The sequence below is a fragment of the Chryseobacterium sp. 7 genome (assembly GCF_003663845.1).
Taxonomy (GTDB): Bacteria; Bacteroidota; Bacteroidia; order Flavobacteriales; family Weeksellaceae; genus Chryseobacterium.
Genome location: NZ_RCCA01000001.1, coordinates 3,924,367 through 3,950,739, shown reverse-complemented (window position 1 = coordinate 3,950,739; position 26,373 = coordinate 3,924,367). Strand labels below are relative to the sequence as shown.

At 36.1% G+C, this 26,373-nt stretch carries 27 protein-coding genes and 1 tRNA gene; 21 read left to right on the top strand and 7 right to left on the bottom strand.

Annotation, left to right across the window (positions count from 1 at the left end; genetic code table 11):
* Nucleotides 1–228: 228 nt before the first annotated feature.
* From CLU97_RS18075 to CLU97_RS18050, 6 genes are all read right to left on the bottom strand, one after another.
* Entirely contained in the window at nucleotides 229–504 is a 276-nt protein-coding gene (locus CLU97_RS18075; RefSeq protein ID WP_121489168.1) for a hypothetical protein, read from the bottom strand.
* Nucleotides 505–571: 67 nt separating this feature from the next.
* A complete protein-coding gene (locus tag CLU97_RS18070; protein ID WP_121489167.1) occupies nucleotides 572–2,380 on the bottom strand; it encodes a bifunctional DNA primase/helicase in 1,809 nt (602 codons plus the stop codon).
* Nucleotides 2,380–3,195 carry a Lin1244/Lin1753 domain-containing protein gene (locus tag CLU97_RS18065; protein ID WP_121489166.1) on the bottom strand — a complete coding sequence of 272 codons (816 nt, stop codon included), beginning with the start codon at nucleotides 3,193–3,195 and terminating at the stop codon, nucleotides 2,380–2,382. The genes CLU97_RS18070 and CLU97_RS18065 overlap by 1 nt, the downstream gene beginning before the upstream one ends.
* Nucleotides 3,196–3,256: 61 nt before the next feature.
* A complete protein-coding gene (locus tag CLU97_RS18060) occupies nucleotides 3,257–3,622 on the bottom strand; it encodes a hypothetical protein (RefSeq protein WP_121489165.1) in 366 nt (121 codons plus the stop codon).
* A 51-nt stretch (nucleotides 3,623–3,673) separates the two neighbouring features.
* Nucleotides 3,674–4,453, bottom strand: coding sequence for a phage antirepressor (locus CLU97_RS18055; protein WP_121489164.1), 780 nt, complete (start codon nucleotides 4,451–4,453; stop codon nucleotides 3,674–3,676).
* Nucleotides 4,454–4,945: 492 nt separating this feature from the next.
* The gene (locus CLU97_RS18050; protein WP_121489163.1) at nucleotides 4,946–5,242 is read right to left on the bottom strand and encodes a hypothetical protein; all 297 of its coding nucleotides are present in this window, start codon (nucleotides 5,240–5,242) and stop codon (nucleotides 4,946–4,948) included.
* 115 nt (nucleotides 5,243–5,357) lie between these two features.
* Here CLU97_RS18050 and CLU97_RS24085 point away from each other — a divergent pair, with 115 nt between their 5' ends.
* The 6 genes from CLU97_RS24085 to CLU97_RS18020 all read left to right on the top strand — a co-directional run bounded on the left by CLU97_RS24085 (nucleotide 5,358) and on the right by CLU97_RS18020 (nucleotide 14,378).
* Complete coding sequence (locus CLU97_RS24085) at nucleotides 5,358–6,119, top strand: helix-turn-helix domain-containing protein (protein WP_228437790.1); 762 nt, start codon at nucleotides 5,358–5,360, stop codon at nucleotides 6,117–6,119.
* A gap of 496 nt (nucleotides 6,120–6,615) precedes the next feature.
* The gene (locus CLU97_RS18040; RefSeq protein ID WP_121489162.1) at nucleotides 6,616–7,296 is read left to right on the top strand and encodes a response regulator transcription factor; all 681 of its coding nucleotides are present in this window, start codon (nucleotides 6,616–6,618) and stop codon (nucleotides 7,294–7,296) included.
* On the top strand, nucleotides 7,297–8,661 hold the full coding sequence (locus CLU97_RS18035; RefSeq protein WP_121489161.1) for an ATP-binding protein: 1,365 nt from the start codon (nucleotides 7,297–7,299) through the stop codon (nucleotides 8,659–8,661). It abuts the gene before it with no gap.
* Between the two features lie 217 nt (nucleotides 8,662–8,878).
* A complete protein-coding gene (locus tag CLU97_RS18030) occupies nucleotides 8,879–10,120 on the top strand; it encodes a TolC family protein (RefSeq protein WP_121489160.1) in 1,242 nt (413 codons plus the stop codon).
* 4 nt (nucleotides 10,121–10,124) lie between these two features.
* Nucleotides 10,125–11,210, top strand: coding sequence for an efflux RND transporter periplasmic adaptor subunit (locus tag CLU97_RS18025; protein WP_121489788.1), 1,086 nt, complete (start codon nucleotides 10,125–10,127; stop codon nucleotides 11,208–11,210).
* Nucleotides 11,211–11,279: 69 nt separating this feature from the next.
* The gene (locus CLU97_RS18020) at nucleotides 11,280–14,378 is read left to right on the top strand and encodes an efflux RND transporter permease subunit (protein ID WP_121489159.1); all 3,099 of its coding nucleotides are present in this window, start codon (nucleotides 11,280–11,282) and stop codon (nucleotides 14,376–14,378) included.
* 83 nt (nucleotides 14,379–14,461) lie between these two features.
* Here CLU97_RS18020 and CLU97_RS18015 read toward each other — a convergent pair whose 3' ends face one another.
* Nucleotides 14,462–15,964, bottom strand: a complete 1,503-nt coding sequence (locus CLU97_RS18015) for a DUF4394 domain-containing protein (protein ID WP_121489158.1) — start codon at nucleotides 15,962–15,964, stop codon at nucleotides 14,462–14,464.
* A 319-nt stretch (nucleotides 15,965–16,283) separates the two neighbouring features.
* Here CLU97_RS18015 and tuf point away from each other — a divergent pair, with 319 nt between their 5' ends.
* From tuf to CLU97_RS17940, 15 genes are all read left to right on the top strand, one after another.
* Nucleotides 16,284–17,495, top strand: a complete 1,212-nt coding sequence (gene tuf, locus CLU97_RS18010) for an elongation factor Tu (RefSeq protein ID WP_121489157.1) — start codon at nucleotides 16,284–16,286, stop codon at nucleotides 17,493–17,495.
* A gap of 61 nt (nucleotides 17,496–17,556) precedes the next feature.
* Nucleotides 17,557–17,627, top strand: a tRNA-Trp gene (locus CLU97_RS18005).
* Between the two features lie 12 nt (nucleotides 17,628–17,639).
* Nucleotides 17,640–17,846, top strand: coding sequence for a preprotein translocase subunit SecE (secE, locus tag CLU97_RS18000; protein WP_002976410.1), 207 nt, complete (start codon nucleotides 17,640–17,642; stop codon nucleotides 17,844–17,846).
* A 20-nt stretch (nucleotides 17,847–17,866) separates the two neighbouring features.
* Entirely contained in the window at nucleotides 17,867–18,409 is a 543-nt protein-coding gene (nusG, locus tag CLU97_RS17995) for a transcription termination/antitermination protein NusG (protein WP_002976412.1), read from the top strand.
* A gap of 129 nt (nucleotides 18,410–18,538) precedes the next feature.
* Nucleotides 18,539–19,135 carry a hypothetical protein gene (locus CLU97_RS17990; protein ID WP_121489156.1) on the top strand — a complete coding sequence of 199 codons (597 nt, stop codon included), beginning with the start codon at nucleotides 18,539–18,541 and terminating at the stop codon, nucleotides 19,133–19,135.
* A 2-nt stretch (nucleotides 19,136–19,137) separates the two neighbouring features.
* Complete coding sequence (locus CLU97_RS17985; RefSeq protein WP_121489155.1) at nucleotides 19,138–19,611, top strand: hypothetical protein; 474 nt, start codon at nucleotides 19,138–19,140, stop codon at nucleotides 19,609–19,611.
* Nucleotides 19,612–19,921: 310 nt separating this feature from the next.
* On the top strand, nucleotides 19,922–20,542 hold the full coding sequence (locus CLU97_RS17980; protein WP_121489154.1) for a hypothetical protein: 621 nt from the start codon (nucleotides 19,922–19,924) through the stop codon (nucleotides 20,540–20,542).
* A gap of 7 nt (nucleotides 20,543–20,549) precedes the next feature.
* Nucleotides 20,550–21,197 (top strand): hypothetical protein, encoded by a 648-nt coding sequence (locus tag CLU97_RS17975; RefSeq protein WP_121489153.1) that lies wholly within the window; start codon nucleotides 20,550–20,552, stop codon nucleotides 21,195–21,197.
* Between the two features lie 7 nt (nucleotides 21,198–21,204).
* The gene (locus CLU97_RS17970) at nucleotides 21,205–21,873 is read left to right on the top strand and encodes a hypothetical protein (RefSeq protein ID WP_121489152.1); all 669 of its coding nucleotides are present in this window, start codon (nucleotides 21,205–21,207) and stop codon (nucleotides 21,871–21,873) included.
* Between the two features lie 269 nt (nucleotides 21,874–22,142).
* A complete protein-coding gene (gene rplK / locus CLU97_RS17965; RefSeq protein WP_105701281.1) occupies nucleotides 22,143–22,586 on the top strand; it encodes a 50S ribosomal protein L11 in 444 nt (147 codons plus the stop codon).
* A gap of 11 nt (nucleotides 22,587–22,597) precedes the next feature.
* The gene (gene rplA, locus CLU97_RS17960) at nucleotides 22,598–23,290 is read left to right on the top strand and encodes a 50S ribosomal protein L1 (RefSeq protein ID WP_002976422.1); all 693 of its coding nucleotides are present in this window, start codon (nucleotides 22,598–22,600) and stop codon (nucleotides 23,288–23,290) included.
* A gap of 17 nt (nucleotides 23,291–23,307) precedes the next feature.
* On the top strand, nucleotides 23,308–23,901 hold the full coding sequence (gene rplJ / locus CLU97_RS17955; RefSeq protein ID WP_089689626.1) for a 50S ribosomal protein L10: 594 nt from the start codon (nucleotides 23,308–23,310) through the stop codon (nucleotides 23,899–23,901).
* A 46-nt stretch (nucleotides 23,902–23,947) separates the two neighbouring features.
* A complete protein-coding gene (rplL, locus tag CLU97_RS17950; protein WP_076781873.1) occupies nucleotides 23,948–24,316 on the top strand; it encodes a 50S ribosomal protein L7/L12 in 369 nt (122 codons plus the stop codon).
* A gap of 271 nt (nucleotides 24,317–24,587) precedes the next feature.
* Complete coding sequence (locus CLU97_RS17945) at nucleotides 24,588–25,091, top strand: hypothetical protein (RefSeq protein ID WP_147436514.1); 504 nt, start codon at nucleotides 24,588–24,590, stop codon at nucleotides 25,089–25,091.
* Nucleotides 25,092–25,220: 129 nt separating this feature from the next.
* Nucleotides 25,221–26,354 (top strand): hypothetical protein, encoded by a 1,134-nt coding sequence (locus CLU97_RS17940; protein ID WP_147436513.1) that lies wholly within the window; start codon nucleotides 25,221–25,223, stop codon nucleotides 26,352–26,354.
* The last annotated feature ends 19 nt before the right edge of the window (nucleotides 26,355–26,373 follow it).

Sequence of the window (26,373 nt, the reverse complement as noted above, 5' to 3'; positions counted from 1 at the left end):
GCAACCAAAGTGGTGTCAGGTTGCCAGTCTGGTCTTTCTAAAACCCTTATTAATACTGCATTTTTGTGCTGTCATACTGGCAACCGGCAACCAGGAAAAAATTCTGTGACTAGCGCTTTTTTGGGGCTCGTAGCGCCGTAGAAGGGGATTCCCGTAAAGTACCTACTCAAATTCCAGCCTGGCGTAGCTCTTTTTTTAATTTCAAGCCCGCTGTAGCATTTTATATTTTTAATTTACTGAAACAATCCCCTTGATGGTTGCTTTTACCCGTTTAACTTTTGCATCACAACTTAGGACAGTCTGTGCTATAATTTCTTGAAGTTCTTTATGGGTCCATCCTGACTTTAAAAACACATCAGCCTGATACTGTCCGTTGTTTTTATCCGTTACTATCATTTCCAGATCTGCCCAATTCCCAATGCTGAACCCCGATTTAATGGCATTGTCTGATATAATGATCTCTATCTCTGTTCCGTCTTTTGTTTTGCTTTTTAGACTTTGCATATGTTACATTTTATAATTCTTAAAATTCAATACAAGGGGTAAAGCCGTAAATTCTCTCAATCCAATATCAGAATGGTAATTCAGCGTACTCATCTCCAAAAGCTTCGTTTATTGTTACAGGCTGTACTTGATATTCTTTTTCTTCAGGTGGAAAATATTCTACTTTGGTTATCCAATTTGAATTATCCCATTGTTTAGGTCTTCCGTCATCGTGATCAGTGATGTACCGACCATTGTTTATGTTGTACCAATACCCCCATGTTCCTGTATCTCCCATGGTCTTGTTGATTTTTGCCTTCTGGACAATCACGATTCCAAATGACTGAAACTTACCATCTTCATTCTGTGTCCTATGTACGGTTAAGGTATAATCCAACATATTCCAAAAATCGGCAGAACCGGAAATGTCATAAGGACCAGGTATTTTATAAATTCCTTTTTCCTTTTGCATTTTAGTAGGGTGTGCAATGAGAAATAATAAACTATCTGTTCTCTTAGCGAAATTGCTCATTGTAACGAGGCTTTTTTTGATAAACAACCTTTCATTGTCTGAATGATTTGCTGATTGCTCAATTCTATTAAATGGATCTATCACAAAAGCCTTACATCCCTTTGCCTTAACTAAATATTCAAATCTTGCCAATATTTCATTGATGTCCATATCAACAGGAGGATTTACCCAGAAAACATTTTTGTTGATATGTTCTTCTCCAGTATACTTCTCACTTTCATTCACAACTCCTTTTTTGTATTCCTTTCCTACAAACTTTGGAAATAATTTACTGAAGTGAAGCTGTAAAGGCATTGATTCGGGCGAATAATACCCTAATGGCCAGTCATAGAGAATATTTAATTTGCTGTATACAAAATCTATGAATTCACTTTTCCCCATTCCTGGAATTCCGGTTGCTACTCCGAAACGGCCAGTCTGCCATCGTATTATTTTATCCAATTCTGGTATTCCAAGCTCTTTACCTTGCGGCATTCCGTTTTCAAAATAATCGTTTAGTTCATTCCTGAAATCATCCACAGAGTATATATCCGGTAGCTTAATTAATTTGGCTTCTTTTATAGCTCTTTGAACGCTATCCACCCCTTCTGATACTAAGAGTTCGTTTGCGTCTTTAAATTGCTTAAATGATGCGGTTTTGCATTTTTCCATTCCAAGCCTTCTGATTAAATCTTGTTTCAGCTCTATCCCTTTTAAGTCATTGTCAACTGCTATCACGAATGTTTTAATCTTATTCAGATCCTCAAAACTACTGTCGAAATATTCCATTCTTCCAATATTTGCACCGTTAGGAACAGAAATAACATTATCAAATCCGGACTGAATAAAGCTTAAAGCATCTATCTCGCCCTCACAAATAATAACCTCATCATGATTGAGTATTGCATCATAGTTAAACCAGATTAATTCAGCGCCGGATGCTAACTTGAAATTCTTCTTTGCATCTCGATATTTCAGATTAATCAGTTCCGATTTTTTAAAGAATGGAAAAACAATGCAATTTTCTTCTTTTTCCGTTTGAGGCATGTATTCCTTCTTTTCAGAAATTTTCATTGACAAAAGTGTTCGCTGCGATATTCCCCGATTTTCAAACCATTTAACCAACTTGTCTGAAAGCTTTGTGTAATTCTGAAATTCAAATGTTGGCTTGACATACTCCTTCTTCTCGTATGGGTTATGTTTTACAAATCTTGCTTCACAGTGATTGCAATATCCAGCTTCTTTTTCAGCGTTGTAGGAGAAACATTTTACATTTTTCTTTCTCCTGTTGTGTGAACATTCGGGACAAGGCATGTAGTTTTCCCCCTGCTTGTTTGCCGTGATGTCATATGTGAGCATCGTTGCCAGCGAGATAATCGTTTCCATCAGTGCATTGGTATTGTTTTATTTTTCGCCTTCCATTCCCTATGGAATCTTTCTTCTTCTGTCTCATTTTCAATAACAACCTGCTCCTCTTTCGTTTTGGGAACTCCAAAATCTTTCTTTAGCCAGTTCTTTGCTGTAATAAAAAGAGACTTGTATTTCTTGTTCGGACCGTAATTCTCAATGCTCTCCAGAATAGAATCTATTTGCTCCTTGGAATATCCGGTTTCAATCAATTTGTCAAAATCTTCAACAGAAATAGAAAGGTGGAGGAATTGTCTATATACTTCTATTTCCTTTTCTTTACTCTTATCTCCTTTACTTTCCTTTCCTTTATTTGCGGTCGTCTCCCGACCCGCCCCCGATCCGCCCCCGTTATTACCCTTAATTTTCTCATTTAATTCAAGGATTTCATCATCATTCATACTAGCAGCTTGAGCCTTTGTTATGTGCTTATTTTTAATGAGATTCCCTTTAATTCCAGAAACAGACAGTTTAGCTTTTGCACTATCAAATTGAGTCATTCTTTTTATTAAAGACATGGAGTAGAAGCACTCACCAGTTTCATTAATGGTGAAGGCAAATAACCCAAATTCTTCTATAATAGATTTTATTTTCGCAGCATCAGAACGTAGGTCAAAGGCTATAAGATTATAATCTTTAACACACATATAATTTGTTGCATCTCTCAATTTCTCAATAAGTGCCCAGTAAAGTCCGTAACCTTCCCATCCGAGTTTCATTCTCAGAGCTATTATTTTTTCATCCTGTCTGGCATTGCTGTCATGACTGAAGTAATAGGCATCTTTGTAGCTCATTTTATTTTTTATTTAATGGAGGATAGGCGAATCAATATCAACCCCTTTGATTTTTTAAGGCTTAATAACTCTTAATGACTAGTTCTCCTGTGCGTGGACCGATTGTATCAGTGAGTTCCGTTATTCTAAGATCAATCTGACTTTTAAAATACTCATCCGTTGTTTTATTAAATAAGTCATACAGAATAAATGAAGCTAAAGGAATATCAATTAAGTAATCTATAATACCATCTTCTGGATCTGTTCCTTGATACACGGGGCTTACACTATCTCCGCAATTCAAAAAAAGTTCACTTTTTAAGAACTCTTTCAAAAAATTGTCAAAGGACGGAACATATCCCATTATAAGATCTGATAATCTAAGTTTAAATGTGTCGTTACTGAATCGTTGAGCTTCGTTTCTTTTGTTGTCTTGGTAAAATGTCATTATATTATTTTATAGTTTTTAAAAGTGCTTTTTTAGTACATTTGAAAGAATTTATGGCATGATCTGTTTTTTACTCAAAAACTCCCTGAGGAAAACAAATCCTTTCTCGGTCCATTCCATTCTGTTTTTGGTGTCAGAGGTTCCGTCAGATCTGAAAAATGGATATGGTATTGTTTTAGTATATCCATTACCAGAATATTTTGCAGTAAGCTTCCAACAATCATCACCTTTTATTTTGTATTGTACGCCTAACTTTTTCAATTCTGCATTCAATGCTTTTGCGCTTTTAAATCCTAATCTTGCTGATAGGATAGAGGCTGTGTAGGATCCGGTGCTGTTATAACAGTTTTTTGATAAGTCAACCCAAGGAGCGTCACTTATGATCTTTTGCTGCTGGATCTCATTTTGCATTTGTAGTTGCTTATTCTGCATCTTTACGCTTTCAATAGTTTGCATGGCTACTTGAAATCCTTTAGCCATTATCATTTCAGGAGAGTCATTGTTTTGTATAGGAATATATCCTCCTGTCAGCCTTATTTGTTTTAAAACCTGTTTGATTCCTCTCTTTAAAGTTTTTGCAATGGGTTTTCGTGATTGCATTAAAACTTCATAAAGACCATTTTCAGTTAAAAAATTACACCACCCTTGGAGACTTCCTAAGTTTAACTTAGTCACCTCATCTTGGTCAACTCTGCTTATCATGTCAGTCACGTTTGTTAATCCGAGCCATTGAGCGACATCTTTAGCTAAGAACAAAGGATTGTCATTTGTTCCATAAAAAGTAATATTTTTACCTAGAATTTCTTTTTGTTCTAATATTTTGATTTCCATATTGTTAAATATTTTGTAATTCCATCATTTATTTTATTTTTGTTATTTTTAAAGGAATTGGATATATCCGGTTAAAAGAATTCCTGCTACGATCGATAGTATTGCAATTGGAGTAGGAATGTCTTTAGTGTGTGGTTTCATAGCTATCCTTAACATTTTCACTTTGTAACATTTAAACGGAACTGTTTTTATTTTTTTGTATATTTGTGGCTCATCTTATTGTTGAAAACAATAATTAGTGTTAAAAAGTGATCATCTGCCATGTGCAGGTGATTTTTTATTTTCTGTACATATTCTTTGTACGTCTACCTAGTAATTTTGCTTTCTCTTCCTCGGGAAGACCTTTTCCCCTTTGGGGGAGTTGTTAGTTCCCACACCAGACAACTCCCTTCTTAGCATTGCAGCTTTATCTATTGCTAGTCTGTGATAAGCGATTATAGAATCTAGTTGATTCAATATTTTTGATATGTTTAAATCATTTGACATAATCAATTAAATAGCGTCAATTAAAGACTGTTTCCTTTTGAAATACTCAGTTTCCTGTTTTTCGCAATGTCTCTGTAGGGTTTCAAGAACTTCGTCAAGTAAACTGTCAGATAGCTTACCGGAATAGATCCATGTACATCGTACAGTCATGGTTGTAACATTATGCTTTTGACTTAATTCAATTTCTACATTGTTTTTATGTGTTTTATCAAGAATACTAAACCATTTTCTTATTAATTCTCTTTTGTCCATTGCTTTAATTTTTATTATTTTTTCTGCTCTGTGTGATGATATTGCTTTCATTTTATATATATTTGCACACTAATGAGGTGTATTATGATACAAATATAATGTAACAAAAAGTTACACACAATATTTTGTAACCTTTTTTCTCTTTTTAAAATATAATTTGTTGAAAATGAATGAAAAAAAAACCAAATTAACTGATGGTGAATTAGCTGGTCAATTAAGGGAGCTTAGAAAAAAAGCAGGTATAACTCAGGAAGAACTAGCTAGTCGGCTAAGTGTAACGAGAAAAACAATAAATTCTTATGAAAATGGAGGTAGCATTCCCAATTCAAAAGCTGAGTTATTGCGTATTATTCTAAAAGAAAATTTGATTAAAAAAAATCAACAACTAAAGAATATTTTAGAAGAGGAGGATAGTGTGAATACTGAAAGCTCTATGTTAGAAAGTGGTGCTGAAAGAGATGGAAAAACTAATATAGCTGTTCTCCCGGCAGAAAGCCCTGTGCAAATACCTTATTACGATATAGATTTTGCTGGAGGATGGAGTTCTGATGAGATTTTTTCTACAGTTAGTCCTTCGTTTTATATAAATAGCCCTGATTTTCATCGGGCTGAGTTTGCTTGTAATCTTGTTGGGCATTCTATTTCAAGATTAATACCCAGCGGTGCGGTTATTGGATTAAGAGATATTCAGGATTGGCAGACGTATTTTCCTACAAATGAACTTTACGGAATTGTAATGGAAAATGGCTTAAGAACGGTTAAGATAGTAAAGAGGAATAGAGAGGATAAAAATACATTGATTTTACTACCCGATTGTCTGCCTGAATATGATAAAACGGGCTACGAACCTGAAGAAGTACCTATTAACTTTATTGTAAAGCTTTATCAAGTGACTGCCTGGGCTAAATTCCAAAGGCTTACAATGTGAAAATTTGTACGTAAAAAAGATTAAATAATTTTAATTATATATACTTTATAAAGCCCCTGCTAAAGGTGTTTTCAGAATGTTTTCAGAAGTTAATAATATCGTTAATAGAAGTTAATAAAAAAACAGAAAAACATAGTTTTTTAAAATGTAAATCACTGTAAATCAGTAATGTTAAAAATGTATTAAGAGTAGGATTGTCTTTGGTAAGGAAGAGGTCACGGGTTCAAGTCCCGTAGTTGGCTCTCGATTTTCCCGAATTTCTTCGGGATTTTTTTATGCCCTAATTTATTTAGCACATAAAAAGAAATCAATTTTATCTTTAAAGAGAAGCTTATCATTAAACACCTGCTTAGTTAAAATATCAAACTGATTTCGGCCTAATATTTTTATCTTATATGTTTAAAAGTTGAATATAGATACATCATGAAAACTTTTACTTCACCAATAGAATCACAATCGTAAAATTTTCGTTAAATTCGTGTAAAATAAATTTTTGATGAATATTCTTTTATTAGAAGATGATCTCATTCTGTCTGCAGAGCTTTGTAGATTTTTAGAATCCAATAATTTTCATTGTGATAAGATCTATGACGGCGAAACTTTTCTCCGCCAGATAAAAAACAGTACTTATGATTTGTATCTGCTGGACATTAATGTTCCTAAAATAAATGGGCTTGATGTATGCCAGACGATTCGTTCTTTTGATAAAAATACCCCAATCATCATCATCTCTGCTTATGGAGATATCTCTGATAAAAAGGATGCCTTTACCAGATTAGCAGACGACTATCTTGTAAAGCCTTTTCAGTTTGAAGAACTTCTTTTAAGAATCAATTCTTTATTGAGAAGAAAAGCTCCTTCTGATAATTCAGATCAGGATATCCTCAGAATTGATGATCTTATTATCAACAAAACAGAACAGAAGGTGTATCGTGGAGGAAATGAAATAACCCTTACATTAAAAGAATTTCAGCTGTTGGTATACCTTGCAGAAGCGCAGGGAAGAACTGTTTCCAAACAACAGATCACAGAACATGTATGGGAGCACAATTTTAATACGAATACCAATACGGTTGAAGTTTATATTAATTTCCTGAGGAAAAAGATTGATAAAGATTTTAAAATAAAACTGATCCACACCCGTTCTGGATTCGGATACTACCTAAGCCCATTATAAATGTCTTTAAAAAGAAAGATAGCTTTAACGATCAGCATTGCCTTTTCATTACTTTTTGGAATGGTGATGGCGGTCATTTATTTATCTTTTAATGATTTCAGAAGGGATGAATTTAAAGAGCGATTCAGGCAAAGACTAGAATTTACTTCCCATTTCATCTCAAAATCTAAAGACTTTGAAGAAGAAGCGCCTGTTTTCTTCAATGAGAATTCTGATAATATTCTTTTGAATGAAAAGATTTTAATTTTCAACGGAAAAAAAGAATTAATCTACAGTACAATCAAAGACCGGAATGTTACCTGGGATAGTGCGATGCTTAAAGAGCTGGATAAAAAGAAGATCATTTATACAGAAAGAACCATTCCGGAGATTTATGCGGCACTCAGAACCATCAATGGTGAAAACTATTATATTCTTACAAGCGCCTTTGATACCAACGGAAAATCAAAGCTCGGCTATCTTAAATATCTTTTGATTACTGCCTATGTAATGAGCACCATGCTTATTGGTTTTTTTAGTTATTATTTTGTGGAAAAGTTCCTTCGTCCTCTTGAAGATCTTAACAAAGAGATTTCTGAGGTTACAGCCCATAAACTGACCACGCAGATTCCGGTAGAACAATCTAATGACGAAGTGAGTGTTTTGGCAAAATCATTTAATACAATGATTGGAAGGCTGGATGATGTATTTCAGTCACAAAAGGATTTTACGGCAAGTGCTTCCCATGAGATCAGAACTCCTATTACAAGAATGGCTTTTCAGTTAGAGAATCTTATCAAGTTCGAGGAACATTCTCCGGAAACGCTGTCTTCTTTAAAACAGATACAGAGAGATGTATACCAGCTGTCTGATCTTACGAATTCACTTTTACTGCTGACGAAATTTGATAAAGAAAATATTCAGAGTATTTATGAAGAAGTAAGGATTGATGAAGTTATTTTTGAAGCCTTTGAAGCCGTAGAGAAAAGTTATCCACAACTTAAGCTGGATTTCATGATTAATGAAGACAGTTCTGAAAATGCCTTTTTGACCATAAAAGGAATTCAGTCGTTATTAGTGATTGTTTTTATTAATTTGTTTAAAAATGCGGCAGTATATTCAGACAATACAGAAGTGAACGTCCTGATTACCGAAACCAACGAAAATCTTTCCATAGAAGTAATTTCTCACGGCAATACTATTTCTGAAGAAGAGCAGACGAAACTGTTTGAAGCTTTTACAAGAGGAAACAATTCTCAGAATATATCAGGTTCAGGTCTTGGTCTTCGAATTGTTAAAAGAATCCTGGAATATCACGATGCTGATATCATATATTCATCACCGGGAGAATATATTAATAAGTTTACTTTATTTTTTAAAAAATAGAATTAGAAACAGCTGACTCCGAAAACAGCTGCATTTTTGTTAAACTACAGATTGAATTTTTATTGGAAAATTCAATATATGGAGAAAAATATACTTTGTTTTCTCGTGGATTTTTAGTTGAAACGCCCTGTTTAAGCCTATTTTAATATTTTTTTAAGCCTCATTTAAGTTTCTTTTAATCGCATCAAAGCAATTTTGTATTTTAAAAAGAAAAATAATGAACAGAATTGCAGTGCTGTGCCTCGCCGTTTCCTCATTCATGGCGGCACAACAGCAGATGTCTCTTTTGGAATGTGAAGAAGCCTTTCAGAAGAACAACCTCCAGCTGCTCGCCGAACAATACAACATCAATATGGCTGATGCGGATATTCTACAGGCTAAAATCTGGGAATTACCCCAATTGAGCGGGCAATTCAATGCTTACAATCCTCAGGACAAAAAGTTTTTTGATGTAGGGCATTCTAAGGGAGCAGGCATTACCCAATTGATTTATATGGGAGGTAAAAAGAAAAACGAAATCGCTTTCGCCAAATCCAATAAAGAACTGGCCCAGCTTCAGTTTTCACAATTGCTGGTAGATTTAAGGTCTCAACTTCGTTCTGCCTATTTCAATCTTTATTACGAAAAGCTGAAACTGGAAAACACAAACAGGCAGCTAGGTTATATGAACGACCTTTTAAATGCCTATCGTGTACAGTCGGCCAAAGGAAACGTTTCTCTTAAAGATGCTGTCAGATTACAGAGTATTGTGATTCAGTTGAATCATGATAAGCTGGAAATCAATAAAAATATTCTGGATTTTGAACAAAGCTTAAAAGTTTTAACAGGAGTTTCGGAAGAGATAGAACCTACAATATCTGAATCGGAAGCTAAAGAAGCGTTGGCAGCACAACCTTTCGGAGATGAAAATGAACTGAAAAGCAAGGCGCTGGAAAACAATGCTGACTATAAATACAATTTGAAACTCATTGATAACAGTAAGCTGTATGCGCAATGGCAAAAATCATTGAATGTACCGGATGTTACTGTGGGAGCTGCATGGGATCAGGCAGGAGGAACTTTTAATAATGAAGCAAACCTGACCTTAGGAATTCCTTTGCCTTTATGGAAAGCCAATCAGGGGAATGTGGTAAAAGCAAATTATGCCATTCAGCAAAACCAGAAAAATGCAGACTTTCAGAAACTGACCCTGGAAACAAAAGTTCAATCTGCTTACAAAACCTGGAAAGCACAGTATGATCAGCTTTTGGATGTAAAAACTACAGATCTTGAGAATATGGAGCTTGTTTATAACGGAATGCTGACCAATTTCAGAAAAGGAAATGTCAATCTGATTGAATTCACAGACTTCATGGACAGCTATCGGGAAACAGCCCTTCAAATCTACGACATGAAAAATGAAATCATGCAGTCGGCAGAACAGCTTAATCAACTAGTACAAACGAAAATCTTCTATTAAAATGATGAAAACATATATTATTCCCGCATTGATGGTTCTTTCATTAATAGCCTGTTCCAAAAAAGAGGAAGAGAAAAATATTCACGCCAAAAAAGGATTTGAGTTGAGCAATACGATGCTGAATTCTATTTCCCTGGCAAAAGTTGAAACAAAGAATATAGAAGATGAATACAGCTTTTACGGAAAGATCTCTGCAGACAAAAACAGTTATATAGATGTTTACCCGTTGGTAGGAGGAAACGTGATGAGTGTAAACGTAGAACTGGGTGACTATGTGAAAAAAGGGCAGGTGCTGGCAACCATAAGAAGTACCGAGCTTGCAGAAATTCAAAAGGATGTAAGCGATGCAAAAACAGATCTGGTAGTGGCAAAAAATAATCTTCGTGTTGCAAAAGAGCTCTACGAAGGAAAATTAAATACAGAAAGAGATGTTCTGGAAGCCAAAAGCCAGCTGCAAAAAGCCGAAGATCAGTTACAGAGAGCTGCGGCAGTAAGCACGGTCTACAATGTGAAAACCGGAAATATATACAGTGTTGTAGCACCTATCAGCGGTTATATTGTTCAGAAGAGTATCAATAAAGACATGCAGCTGAGAAGTGACAGAAGTGATAATATTTTTGACGTTGCCAATACCACCAATGTATGGGCTATCATGAACGTCAACGAATCTGATATCGATAAAATAAGCCTAGGAATGAAGGCCCAGGTATCCACACTTTCTTATCCGGATAAAGTTTTTGATGGGAAAATTGATAAAATATTCAAAATTATCGATCCGCAGACGAATGCCATGCAGGCAAGAGTTGTTTTGGATAATGCGAACGGATTGTTGATCCCGGACAGTAAAGCGACCATAAAAGTTTCCAGTCTGGAAAGCAATACAATGCTGACTGTTCCTTCCAAAGCTGTGATCTTTGATGATAATAAAAGCTTTGTGGTGATTTTTAAATCCAGAACAGATGTGAAAATCAGAGAAATCAAAGTATCTAAACAGGTAGGTGATGTTACCTATATTGCAGAAGGCCTGAAAGAAGGAGAAGAAGTGATTACCAATAACCAGCTGCTGATATACCGATCGCTGAACAGCTAGTCTTATTAAACCATTAAGAATATTGAAATGTTTCTTTAACGGCTTTTTTAGGTCATCAACTTATCTATCATGAATAAATTCATCAAAAATATAATCGCTTTTTCATTAAAAAATAAAGCATTTACCTTTATCTGGGTAGCGATTTTAGCCATCTCCGGTTTTATAAGTTTCAAAAATATGCCTATTGAAGCTTTCCCGGATGTAACCAATACCCAGATTGTAATCATCACCCAATGGAATGGACGCAGTGCGGAAGAAGTAGAACGTTTTGTAACTACCCCCATAGAATTGGCGATGAGCCCGGTTCAGAAGAAAACAAGTGTGAGAAGTACCACTATGTTTGGACTTTCTATTGTTAAAATTCTGTTTGACGATGGGGTGGACGATACTTTTGCCAGAAATCAGGTCAATAACCAGTTAAGAACCGTTAGCCTTCCTGATGAGGTAGATCCTGAAGTCCAGCCCCCTTACGGGCCAACCGGAGAGATTTTCAGATACACGCTGGAAAGTAAAACAAAAGACTCCCGAACATTGCTCACCCTTCAGAATTGGGTGATAGACCGAGCTCTAAGAGGCGTTCCCGGTGTAGCAGATATCAATGTTTTCGGAGGACAGGATAAAGTTTTTGAATTAAGTATTGATCCGAGAGCATTGGATAAATACAATCTGACCCCGCTTCAGGTGTATGATGCTGTCACTAAGAGCAACCTGAATGTAGGAGGAGATGTGATTGAAAAAAATGGTCAGGCCTATGTGGTAAGGGGTATTGGTCTTGTAAAATCAGTGGCGGATATTGGGAATATTACCATTCAGAATGACAGCGGAAACCCTGTTTTGGTAAAAAATGTAGCAGAAGTTCATGAAAGCTCAATGCCTAGAGTAGGGCAGGCTGCACTGAATCATCATGATGATACCGTAGAAGGAATTGTTGTGATGAGAAAAGGAGAGAATCCAAGAGAAGTTTTAATAGGAGTAAAGGCTAAAATTAAAGAACTTAACGAAAAAGTGCTTCCAAAAGATGTCAAAATGGTTACTTTCTACGACCGTGATAATCTGATGGACTTCACTACTCATACCGTAATGCATAACCTTATTGAAGGAATTGTACTGGTAACGGTAATTGTTTTAATTTTTATGGCAGATTGGAGAACAACGCTGATTGTTTCCATCATCATTCCTCTGTCCTTATTATTTGCATTTTTATGTTTAAAACTGGCTGGGATGAGTGCCAACCTGCTTTCGTTAGGAGCAGTAGACTTTGGAATTATCATTGACGGAGCCGTCGTCATGGTGGAAGGTCTCTTCGTAATGCTCGATCATAAAGCGAAGCGGTACGGAATGGAGAAATTTAATAAACTGGCAAAAGGAGGCTGGATCAAGCAGACAGGAACCGGATTAGGAAAAGCCATCTTCTTTTCAAAATTAATCATTATCACCTCTCTGATTCCTATCTTCTCTTTCCAGAAAGTGGAAGGGAAAATGTTCTCACCTTTGGCTTTTACCCTGGGATTTGCCTTAATGGGAGCTTTGATATTCACCTTAACATTGGTTCCAGTTCTTTCGCATATTCTTTTAAATAAAAACGTAAGAGAAAAAAATAATCCGTTTGTTAATTTCTGGGATAGAATTGTTCTGAAAGGCTTTAATTTAACATTCAAGCATAAAAAAACGAGTATGATTGTAGCGATCTCTTTCCTTGCAGTCACTTTATTTTCCGGTAAATTTCTTGGAACGGAATTCCTGCCTCAGCTGAATGAAGGTTCGTTGTGGATCACTGCAGAAATGCCAATGAGTTCTTCATTGAAAGAATCTCTGAAAACAGCAGACCTTTTAAAGAAAGACATTATGAGCTTCTCCGAAGTAACAGATGTTCTCGCGCAGACGGGAAGAAGTAATGACGGAACCGACCCCAATGGATTTGGATTCGTACAGTTTGCCGTGAATCTTAAGCCGAGAGAAGAATGGAAACGTAAAATTACTTATGATGAGCTGATCAACGAAATTGACAAAAAGCTCAGAAGTTATCAGGGAATTACCTTCAATTATTCCCAGCCAATTTCAGATAACGTAGCAGAAGCGGTGGCAGGATTCAAAGCAGAAAATGGAATCAAGATCTATGGTGACAATCTGGAAACGCTGGATAAATTAGCCCATGAAGTTTTACTGAAAATTAAAGATGTAGAAGGTGTAAAAGACCCGGGAATTATTAAAAATATTGGCCAGCCTGAGGTAAGCGTTGTTTTGGACAGGGATAAAATGGCCGCTTACGGAGTAATGCCCGCTGATGCACAAGCCGTGCTGGAAATGGCTTTTGGTGGAAAAACCGCTTCAGAAATGTTTGACGGTGAAAGAAAATTCCCAATCCGCCTGCGTTATTCTCAGGAATACAGAACCAATGAAAATGATATTGCAGCCTTAATGGTGCCTACACAGGATGGAGCAAAAATTCCTTTGAAAGAAATAAGCACCATCTTTAAAGACAACGGAGCAGCATTTATTTACAGAGACAATATCAAACGATATATCGGCGTTAAATTTTCCATTCGTGACCGGGATTTGGGAAGCACAATTGCGGACGCCCAGAAAAAAGTAGAAACGATTGAACTTCCGGACGGATATTCTGTAGGATGGACAGGTCAGTTTGAAAATCAGCAGCGCGCCTCGCACAGGCTGACACAAGTAGTTCCTGTGAGTATCCTGATGATTTTCTTCCTGTTGTTTATTCTGTTTGGAAATATGAAAGATTCCCTTCTTGTATTAGCGAATGTACCATTTGCTTTGATAGGTGGAATTATTGCTTTACATGTTACCGGAATCAATTTTGGAATTTCAGCTGGAGTAGGGATGATTGCCCTTTTAGGAATTTGTATCCAGAACGGGGTAATTCTTATCACAGAGTTCCATCAGAATGTTAAAGACGGAATGGATATAGATACCGCTATCCTGAATGGCGTAAAATCCAGAACCAGACCTGTAATTATGACTGCTTTAATGGCTTCTATCGGGCTTATGCCGGCTGCGTTGTCTACAGGAATCGGGTCAGAATCTCAGAAACCTCTGGCGATCGTAATTATCGGAGGTTTAATTACTGCCACTGTTCTTACCCTGCTTATTTTCCCGATCATCTTCTGGATTTTCAACAGAACGAAAAAGCTCAATCAAATTTAAATTTTCTTTCATTTATATTAGTCAGAAGCGCGGAAAACAAAGTTTTCCGCGCTTCTCCATTATTGAAATAAGATAGGATGAGTTTAAAAACCCAATCCAAGGGTAAAAGCTTTTGCAGGATTTGGGTAATCAGAAACAGAAGTTGCAGCTCCCGATGTGGTATTAATAGTGTAAATTTTTGTAGATGAACCTACCGATGCCATTAAATAGGCTTTTTGGCTCATGCTTCCAATATCAAAACCATTCGTATTTGTAATGTTAATTCCTAAAGAACCTGTTTCTACTAAAGTCCCGTTGTTCGGTGGGTTTTGCTGATATAATTTATCGGTATTATGATCAATGACAAACAAGGTAGTAGAGGTAGCACCAGCAAAATTGTTGGTATAGGCTGCGGCACTTATCATAGGGCTTCCGGGATTTAATGTAAGGTCTACTGCAGCAATTGTTCCGTCATTGGGATTAAGTCTGAGATTTTGGCCGGTATTACTCACTACTCTTATTCTGTCTACGTTTGGATTAAAGTCGAAGCCGAAATCTGTTCCGGAAAGTAAAGTTGAAAAAGGAGTAGTACCAACTGCTGTAGCTGCTCCGGTTCCCAAATTGATGGTGTAAATTCTGCTTGAGCTTCCCAGAGCATACAATTGCCCGTTTGCAGGGCGGAAATCTATCCCTAAAATACTTTCACCACTTTGCAGTCCTGCAATGGTTTTTGAAACAGGCATCGGGTTGTTGGGATTAAAAATTTGAAGGTTATTCGAATTGTCAATAGCATAAGCCACCGGTTCCGTAGGGATGGCAATATCAATGACTGCCTGTTGAAGAGTTCCTATGGAAGCCGCTTTTCCATTATTCAGATCCAGAACATGTAATTTATCATTCAAAGCCAATAAAGCTGTACTATTATCATATCTAATGTCAAAAGCAGCCTGTCCTGTAAAAGTAGTGCCCAGGCTTCCAACCTCTACCAAAGTTCCATTATTGGGAGGATCCTGTTTATACAATTTTCCCAACATCGGATCAATATCATATAAAACTGTATTGGAAGCACCTGCTTTACTGTTGGTGTATGCTAATCCTGTTACTGAAGGAGTTCCGGTTCCGTTGATATTTAAATCTGTGGCTGCAACAGCTCCGGTTTCAGGATGCAGACGTAGATTTTGTCCGGTATTACTCACCAGGCGAATCCTGTCAACGGTAGGATTGAAATCAATAGACGCTATTGTTCCTGAGATCATGGGGGTGAATGCCGTTGAACTTACCGCTCTTGCTGAAGCGTTCGAGGTATTGATTATATATAATTTGCTGGCATTTGATAGAGCGTACAATTCTCCTGTAGCAGGTCTGAAATCTATACTTAGCAGTTTTTCTCCTGAGGTAACACCTGTTACAGCTGTTTTTGAGGTGAAAGTTTTGGGGGTATTGGAATTAAAATAAACAAGTTCGTTCATTGCTGTTATTCCATATACCATAAGATCCGGGCCCTGAGGGGGTGTATTTTCAGGCATCATGTTTTCGTCCGAGTTATCGCATGAAAATAATGCTGTAAAAGCAAACAGGGCTAAACACATGTGTAATAGTTTTCTCATAATATTAATTTTAGTTTGTTTTAATATGTACGAGAAAAAAGGAATGTTGGATTTACCATAGAGATAATTATCACTAATTTGTCAATATATTTCATTCATAATTAGTGAGATAGTTTATATTTTTAATAAAACGTTTATAAGGATTTTTTCTATTCGGAAAAATTTGTAAATTTGCAGTCTCAATACGTTAAATATAAGGTTTGTCCTTCACTGGATGAGAATATTGAAAGTTTTTTTAATAAAAAGTTTTTGGTATTTAAAAATTCATTATATTTGCACACCGAAAATTTGAAAAACAATAAATAAATAATTTTAAATCATGGCAAAGGAAACGTTTAATCGTAACAAACCACACTTGAACATTGGTACTATTGGTCACGTTGACCATGGTAAAACTACTCTTACAGCTGCTATTTCTGCTGTATTAGCTAGCAAAGGTCTTGCTGAGAAAAAAGACTTCTCTGCAATTGACTCTGCTCCAGAAGAAAAAGAAAGAGGTATTACTATCAATACTGCTCACATCGAATACGAAACTGAAAAAAGACACTATGCTCACGTTGACTGTCCAGGTCACGCCGACTATGTTAAGAACATGGTAACTGGTGCTGCTCAGATGGATGGAGCTATCGTAGTATGTGCTGCAACTGATGGTCCTATGCCTCAGACTAGAGAACATATCCTACTTTGCCGTCAGGTAAACGTACCTAGAATCGTTGTTTTCATGAACAAAGTTGACATGGTAGACGATCCTGAGTTGTTAGAGCTTGTTGAAATGGAACTTAGAGACTTATTATCTACTTACGAATTTGACGGAGATAACTCTCCAGTAATTCAAGGTTCTGCTCTAGGTGCTCTTACTGCTGCTACTGCATCTCCTGCTAACACAGAAGATAAGTGGTTCAAAACTGTAGAGCAATTAATGGATGCTGTAGATACTTGGATCGAGCAACCACCAAGAGATACTGACAAGCCATTCTTGATGCCAATCGAAGACGTATTCTCTATTACAGGTAGAGGTACTGTAGCAACTGGTAGAATCGAGGCTGGTGTTATCAACACTGGAGATCCAGTTGATATCGTAGGTATGGGTGACGAAAAATTAACTTCTACTATTACAGGAGTTGAGATGTTCAGAAAGATCCTAGATAGAGGTGAAGCTGGAGATAACGTAGGTCTATTGTTGAGAGGTATTGAAAAAACTGACATCAAGAGAGGTATGGTTATCGCTAAGAAAGATTCAGTTAAGCCACACAAAAAATTCAAAGCTTCTGTTTATATCCTTTCTAAGGAAGAAGGTGGACGTCACACTCCATTCCACAACAAGTACCGTCCTCAGTTCTACGTAAGAACTACTGACGTTACAGGTGAGATCTTCTTACCAGAAGGTGTAGAAATGGTAATGCCTGGTGATAACTTAGAGATTACTGTAGAATTGTTACAACCAATCGCTCTTAACGTAGGTCTTAGGTTTGCGATCAGAGAAGGAGGTAGAACAGTTGGTTCAGGTCAGGTAACTGAAATCTTAGACTAATCATCTTAAAAATATAAAAAAGCTTCCGTAAGGAACTCTCTTTACGGGGCTTTTTTTAACTACGGGCATCGTCCAATGGTAGGATACCGGTCTCCAAAACCGTTGATCAGGGTTCGAATCCTTGTGCCCGTGCAAATATAAATTATGAGTTCATTTGTCGATTTTTTAAAAGGTTCTTATAACGAATTCAGACATAAGGTTGAATGGCCAAAGTGGGCTGACCTTCAGTCTTCTACAATCGTAGTGACTATTGCGACAGTGATTCTGGCATTGTTTACCTTTGGAGTTGATGAATTGTTTTCAAAAGCAATCAGCAACATAATAGGAATGCTAATCAACTTGTTCAATTAATAATTAAGTATTTTCCCATAATGAGCGAATTGAAATGGTATGTGCTGAAAGCAATCAGCGGACAGGAAAATAAAGTGAAAAACTATATTGAGACAGAAATCAAACGTCTAGGGTTTGAGCAGTACGTTACTCAAGTGGTTATTCCTATGGAAAAGGTAATCCAAATTAGAAACGGAAAAAAAGTTCCTAAAGAAAGACCTTACTACCCTGGCTACTTGATGATTGAAGCTGACCTGATGGGAGAGATTCCTCACGTTATCAAGAATATCCCTGGAGTTATTTCTTTCTTAAGCTTAACAAAAGGAGGAGATCCTGTTCCAATGAGAAAATCTGAGGTTAACAGAATGCTTGGAAGAATGGATGAGCTTTCAGAATTCGCAAGCGATGTTGAAATTCCTTATGTAGTAGGTGAAAACGTTAAAGTAATCGATGGACCTTTCAACGGATTCAATGGTACAGTAGAGAAAATTCTTGAAGACAAAAAGAAAATTGAAGTTTCTGTATTGATCTTCGGTAGAAAAACTCCAATGGAACTAAGCTACATGCAAGTAGAAAAAGTATAATAGTTACTTATAAAAATATAAAAAGACTGCTGATAAGCGGTCTTTTTTCATTCATGAAATAAGATAGAATTTATGACATTATCTTCAAAAAAAAATAGCATCTTTTTGTTATATTGTTTCTTTCTAATTATGATCTTTCTTTATGTAATTTTTAAATTATACGGAAAGGCTACTTTATCTATTCAGGAATGGACATTGTCAGACTGGCTGGTTAATTATGAAGATGGAGGTTTTAAACGCAGAGGAATTACCGGAAGTATGTATTTTGCTGTACAGGATAAATTCAGAATATCTTTACCTATCCAGGTTTATATAACGCAGATCATTTTTTATACACTTATTTTCTACGCCTATTTCAGATTGTTGGTAACAAAGAAAATGGATTGGAATATTTTAGTGTTACTATGTTCACCACTTTGCTTTATGTACTTCCCCGTTAATCTGTCTTACTCCGGAAAAAGGGAAATGATTCTTTTTGCTTTGGCCGCATTCTTTGCTTTTGGTAAGATGACCGTTCTTAAAGAAAGAATTTTTTTAATCTTATTTTGCCTGAGTCTGTTTATTCATGAAATGTTCTATTTCTTCCTTCCTTTTTTTATTGCGATACATGTTCTTAAAACTGGAGAAAAGAAATATTCTCTTTGGATGCTTTTTTTAGGTTTATCCACTGTAATAATGGGTATTCTGTTTTTTTCGGCAACGAAATCAATTGTGGTAAGAGTTTAGAGATGATTAAAAACAGGGGGGTTGTTTTTAGTGATAACAATATCTTTCTTTATAAATTTTCAGATGGATTTGGGCTTATAAAACAAGAAGTTATTTCTTATCTTTTATTCATTTTGGAACTCGCTCTTGAAGTTTCTATGTTTTTATACTATGTCTTTATATTTTACAGAAGTAAGTTTAATGCATTTGCTAAGTTTGTTGGTGTGAGTCTTATTTGGGTAGCACCTTTGTATGTTTTGGGAATAGATTGGTATCGTTGGGATCACATATATTCTATGTTATTGTTAATTGTTACTATAATAATGCTCCCAAATAAAGAAGGTCTTGGTATCTCATTCAATCAGAATAGTTTCTTAAAAAGTTTCCTTTTTATTAATATTATATTTTTTATCTTTTTCTTTATTCATATTCAATATGATGGGAGAGGGCTTTCCTTACAAAAAGTAAAGGAGTATTATTTTTCCAAGTTTTTTTAATGTTTGAATTATAAAACCCTATTCAAATGGTAGATTTTTTGTTGATACCACTATAAAGAGTTTTGCTTCAATTTAATTATCACGTCATTGGGAGTAAACTTGTTTTTCTGTATCCGGTGCCTTTGAGGGATGATTAATTCACCTGCAGATGGCATACTTCTTGCAACAATCTGTTAACTAATCCAAATAATTTTATATTTTTTATTTCATACACTATTTGCAGGTGTGTGGATGTATTATATTTTTTAATCAGAAAAATATAAAATATGGGTTATTACCCAAAACACAAGTCTTAAATAACACAACCCCAATGACAAAAATTATTTCGATGATCATTTTGGTGGGTACATCTATGCTCACAAGTGCTCAGATTGGTATCAATACTACAGCACCTGAAAAAGAACTTACCGTGAACGGTACAATGAAGACATCAGGAATTGTTTTCAAGCAGCCCATGGAAAAACTGAAAGCGGACGAGAATTACACTTTCATTATCAAATCTCCGGCTCCGGAAAACAAAATTACGGCTTACAATGATTCTTTTGTACCTAATTCTCCCGCTCCGATTAACCTTATTCAATTTAAAATTACCTGTGATGCTTCAGATAAAGATTGGGTAAATCAGTTTGATACAAAGATCAATTCCAACAAGTTTTTGGTCGTGATCTCTTCTTTCGGATTTACACAGCCTACAAGAACTTTCTCTGCAGACTGGCTAACTCCAGTGCCCCAGATTTTTGCTTATTCTTCAGGAGGGACATGGAAACTTAAGGCAGATTATCAAGGATTCGCTCCGGATAACTCTTTCCCTACAGGAGTGTGGACTTTGAATCTATTGGTGTTTGACAGATCATATGCCAAGGAGTTTAGTCCTACACAAAATCTTAATGCTTCAACTACAGGTGCTGCAGCGGCTCCATTAATTCAATAAATGCACTATGAAAAAAATTATTGCGATACTTTTTACCGGTTTTGCTGCTTTAAGCACGCATGCACAAGTAGGAATAAATACTAAAACACCAAAAGGAACTCTCGATGTTGAAGGAGAAACATTGGTAGAGTCTTATTTAATAGATACAGAAAATACGAAGGCAAACGGAAACTATCTTCTGCTTACCCGTTCTAAAGATACTTCACCGGTTGGTAAGGTTAAGCTGTTGGATATATCGCTCCGTAATGTAGCCCCTGTAAATATGTATAATGTTGTATTGACCAATGTGAGACAGGATGAAGTTGTGAATCTCAATACAGGATTAGATGTAAATAAATATGTAGTGGCAATTACAGGTGCTGTTTTTACAGGAGCGGTCTCCGCAGCAAATACTACAACCAGTCCCAAATCATATGGTTCTTATGCAACTGAAGTTACCCAGGTAACCAGTGCAGGTAAAAATTATCATGCTGTTAATTTAGCTTTTAAAGGAGCCGGAACAGTTTCTTCCCAAAACGGAACATGGACACTTACTTTGAATGTCTTTGAAAAATCACTAGTTAAAGACTGGGGAACTTTCAATGGTTCTGTTTCAGCATCTGCTTCACCGGCATATTCGGGAGTATCAACCAATACGCCTCTTGGGCTTCAATAAAAAACTTATGAAAAAGAAAATTTATATCACAATAATTATGTGCCTTGGGATATTTTTGAATGCCCAAAAAGGAAAAGTAGGAATAAACACATCAAATCCTGCAGAAACACTTGACGTCAATGGAAAAACCTACACGAATTCTTTATATCTGAGAAATCCGGGAGAACCTACCATGACGGGTGGTAGCTTTTTAGCTACTTCACAGAATGGTCTGCAATTGTATGATCCGTCTTTGGAGAGCAGCGGACTGTTTAATTATCTTAAACTTACCCTTACCGGAGTATCAGGAGCAGGAATTACAGATTATGATACCAAAATAGACGCAAATAACTTTCTGGTTATTCTTCATAACTATTCATTCAAACTGAATGACGGTACTACAAACGTAATGCTGGATTATGGCGACAATGGTGTAAATGACAACAAACAGGGATCACCGGATGTTGTAGCCTTTAAAAGTAACGGAACATGGCATATCAGGGCAAAATTTTCCGATAGCAGAATTATTGCAACCAATTCTAATCCGCCGTCAAGAACGTATAATAACTTTACCGTTGATCTTTATCTGATGGCCTACAGAAGACTGATTGAAAAACAAAATATAAGTGATATCAATGCCAATCTCGGAGGAACGGATGGTTCTACCCAGACGATTAGTAAGCCTTCAGGATTTTAATAAGTTTTTTACTTTTATAAATATATGAAACGACTATTTACTGCAAATAGTCGTTTTTGTTTTCTCTAAGATGATTTGAACAAAAATTAAAAACACCTTATAAAATATTTTCTTAAACTTTTTAAAAATCAGCAATTTCCGTTTGCTATTTCAAAAATATTTTATACTTTTGCAGTCCAAAAAGTAGGTTTATTGTTATGTGAGTGCATAACCTACTGAATAATAAATGCTTCCAAACTCATTAATTATTCAAATTTAAAAAACAAACAATGGCTAAGAAAGTCTTTAAAATGGTAAAGCTTCAGGTGAAAGGTGGCGCAGCTAACCCTTCTCCACCAGTAGGTCCAGCATTGGGTTCTGCAGGTGTGAACATCATGGAGTTTTGTAAGCAATTTAACGGAAGAACCCAAGATAAGCCAGGGCAAGTTTTACCTGTAGTAATTACAGTATATGAAGACAAATCTTTTGAATTCATTATTAAAACTCCACCTGCAGCAATCCAGTTAATGGATGCAGCTAAGATCAAGGGAGGTTCTGGTGAACCAAACAGAAACAAAGTAGGTTCTGTAACTTGGGAACAAGTAAAGAAAATCGCTGAAGATAAAATGGCGGATCTTAACTGTTTTACAATGGACTCTGCTCTTTCTATGGTTGCAGGTACTGCTAGATCTATGGGATTAAGAGTAACAGGAACTAAACCAACTAACGCTTAAAACTTAAAGAAATGGCAAAATTAACTAAAAAGCAAAAGGAAGCTTTAAGCAAAGTAGAAAAAGGAAGAATCTATAACCTTGAAGAAGGTTCAGCTCTTGTAAAAGAAGTGAACACTACAAAGTTTGATGCTTCAGTAGATATCGCTGTAAGATTAGGTGTAGACCCTAGAAAAGCAAACCAAATGGTAAGAGGTGTTGTATCTCTTCCTCACGGTACTGGTAAAGATGTTAAAGTATTAGCTCTTGTAACTCCAGATAAAGAAGCAGAAGCTAAAGCTGCTGGTGCTGACTATGTAGGTCTTGACGAATATTTACAAAAAATCAAAGAAGGTTGGACAGACGTTGACGTTATCGTTACTATGCCAGCTGTAATGGGTAAATTAGGTCCATTAGGTAGAGTATTAGGTCCAAGAGGTTTAATGCCAAACCCTAAATCAGGAACTGTAACAATGGAAATTGGTAAAGCAGTAACTGAAGTTAAAGCAGGTAAAATTGATTTCAAAGTAGATAAGTATGGTATCATCCATGCTGGTATTGGTAAAGTATCTTTCGATGCTGCTAAGATCAAAGAAAATGCTCAGGAGCTTATCCAGACATTGATCAAAATGAAACCAACTGCTGCTAAAGGAACTTATGTGAAGAGCATCTATTTGTCTTCTACAATGAGCCCAGGTATTGCAATTGATACAAAATCTGTTAACTAATATTTAATCCTAAGACAATGACAAAAGACCAAAAAGTTGTAGCAATACAAGAGATCAAAGACTTGCTTCAGGATGCAAAAGTAGTATACGTAGCAGATCTAGATGGTTTGAACGCTGCTAAATCTTCAGATTTCAGAAGACAGGCTTTCAAGCAAAATATCAAAGTGAAAGTGGTAAAAAATACCCTTTTGCAAAAAGCAATGGAGCAGATTGAAGGAGTAGATTTCTCTGAAATGTTCGAGACATTCAAAGGAAACTCTGCTTTAATGATTGCTGAGACAGCTAACGCTCCTGCAAAATTAATCAAAGATTTTAGAAAGAAAGACGAGAAGCCTGCTTTGAAGTCTGCTTTCGTACAAGAAACGTTCTATGTTGGTGACAATAACCTTGATACTTTAGTAAGCATCAAGTCTAGAGAAGAAATGATCGGTGAAATCATCGGATTACTTCAGTCTCCAATTCAAAGAGTTGTTTCTGCTCTTCAAAACAAATCTGAAGCTGTAGAAGCTCAAGCTGAAGAAGCTGCTCCTGCGGTAGAAGAAACTCCTGCTGCTGAAGCTCCGGAAGCTCCTGCTGCAGAAAGCACTGACGAAACGCCAGCTGCTGAATAATTACTCTCAAAAAATTAAATAAATAATCAACAAAAACATTACAACAATGTCAGATTTAAAAAATTTAGCTGAAACGCTAGTAAACCTAACTGTAAAAGACGTAAACGAATTAGCTGCTATCCTTAAGGATGAGTACGGAATTGAGCCAGCTGCTGCTGCTGTAGTAGTTGCTGCAGGTGGAGCAGGTGAAGCTGCTGAAGAAAAGACTGAATTCGATGTAATTCTTAAGTCTGCAGGTGCTTCTAAATTAGCTATCGTTAAATTAGTAAAAGATTTAACTGGTGCTGGTCTTAAAGAAGCTAAAGATATCGTAGACGGTGCTCCTGCTCCAATTAAGCAAGGTGTATCTAAAGACGAAGCTGAAGCTCTTAAGAAGCAATTAGAAGAAGCTGGTGCTGAAGTAGAATTGAAATAATTTCAATTTTATTATAAATATAGGAGTCCGAACATTGTTCGGACTTTTTTTTGTATGTAAGTCTTTGTAAATCTATGGTTTATTTCACAATAGTATTTTATTATTATTGGCTCTTATCGTATTGTATTTTATTATGATTAGTTATTTGATATAAATTAACATAATATTTTGTTTTAATTTTATTGTCTATCCATTTTGTGTAAATTTTTATCAATAAAGTGTTGTTTTGATTGAAAAAATATTATATTTGTATCGAAAAAACACAACATAATTGGATAGAAATTACTTTCTTTCCTACAGCCACAAGATCACGCTTATATTGCTTCTGGCAGCTGTAGGGAAACTAAACGCTAAGTTTATATCTGTTACGATGACAAAGCCTGAGTTATCATATAGTGCAGATAGTAATAATCATCTGCAGGGATGCTTAGCTGGTGTTTCCATTCATTTATATTCTGAAAAAGAATACCATAATCTAGCTGTTGTAAATGAAACAATGGCTGATCAGAATGAAACTCATTTCTTCTATTGCAAAAGTTCCAGATACAATCTTAATTTTTTTAATAATAGTAACCTTCAGCAATTTTTCCAAAGAGATGTAAAATTTATCGCCGTTGGAAATAAATGGAATTATCCATCTCTGAACTACAAGCAAAATAATTTCCTGGCATTTGAAGAGGGTAAAAAGTTCTATACTAATTCCATTAAGTTGGTTGACGGTTTTAAGTTTATTATTAAAATTCCTGATAAGCTAATTCACTCCCTTATCTCTTAATATTTCTCACAATTTTGGTGCTTCTTACAGTATACCTGTTATTTCATTTATTATTTAAATGAGAGCACTCAATAATTGTCTTTTAAAAAAACACATCCACATAAAAAAAAACAGCAAATATCATTAGAAATGAAAAACAAATTATTAACCATCGCTCTTTTATCATTTAGTTTGACCACATTAGCACAGGTAGGGATTAACACCTCTCAGGCGCAGGCAACGCTTGATGTCGTAGGATCAGCTTCTAATACAAGTAAACTGGACGGGGTAATAGCGCCAAGGCTTACTGGAGTACAACTGAAAGCTAAAAACTATACAGCGGCACAAACCGGGGCAATCGTATATGTTACAGCGGTTGAAGCTTCACCTACAGGACAGACTGTGGATGTAGTTTCACCGGGATACTATTATTTTGACGGAACCAAATGGGGTAGCTTAAGCGGAAGCTGGCGGACGGTAGGAAATACTGGAACAACAGCTGCAACGGCAGCTTTAGGAACTGATATTGGAACCGGAAATTATTTAGGAACAACAGACGGTCAGAATTTAATTTTGGCAACTCAGAAAAATGTAAAAGGAGTTCTAGACATTAATGGAACCTTACAGGGAGGAAATGCCAATTCTGCTACGGGTTCTTTCGCTTCATTTACATGGGGTTCCAATAATACCCTTACCAACAGTACCTCCTCCAATGTTGCATTGGGAAAAGACAACACAGTTTCTGCACAGGGGAACTTTCCGGCTGTAGCTATTGGATTAAATAATGCGGCCAATAATGGGGCTAAAATAATAGGAAATAACAACAGCGCAACGGGGGCCAATAACATGGTTTTTGGAAACCTTAATACGGTAACAGGAATTGCGGGACTTACTATTGGAAACAATCATAACAATAGTGGTGGGATTGCCATTGGAAGTGGAAATATAACATCACTGAACAATATTGCTGTAGGTTCTGCCAATACAGCTACGGGTACAGAAGCTTTTGCAATAGGATTTTCCGGACAGGCAGCTACGGGACAAATGGTTTATGCTAACAAAGAACATGTTTTTTTTAATAAAGGCAATGGAACCGACACTATTTTAGGAATCAATATGGCTCCTACAGCAGCTACAGCTACGGGTGCAGCTATTCAGATGAAAGGAATTGCTTCCGATGCCAATGCAGCTTGTACAACTGCTGAAGAAGGGGCAATCCGGTATAACACAACTACTAGAGTGCATGAAGGCTGCAATGGAACAAACTGGAAAGCTCTTTACTAATTCAATAAAAAACGAACAC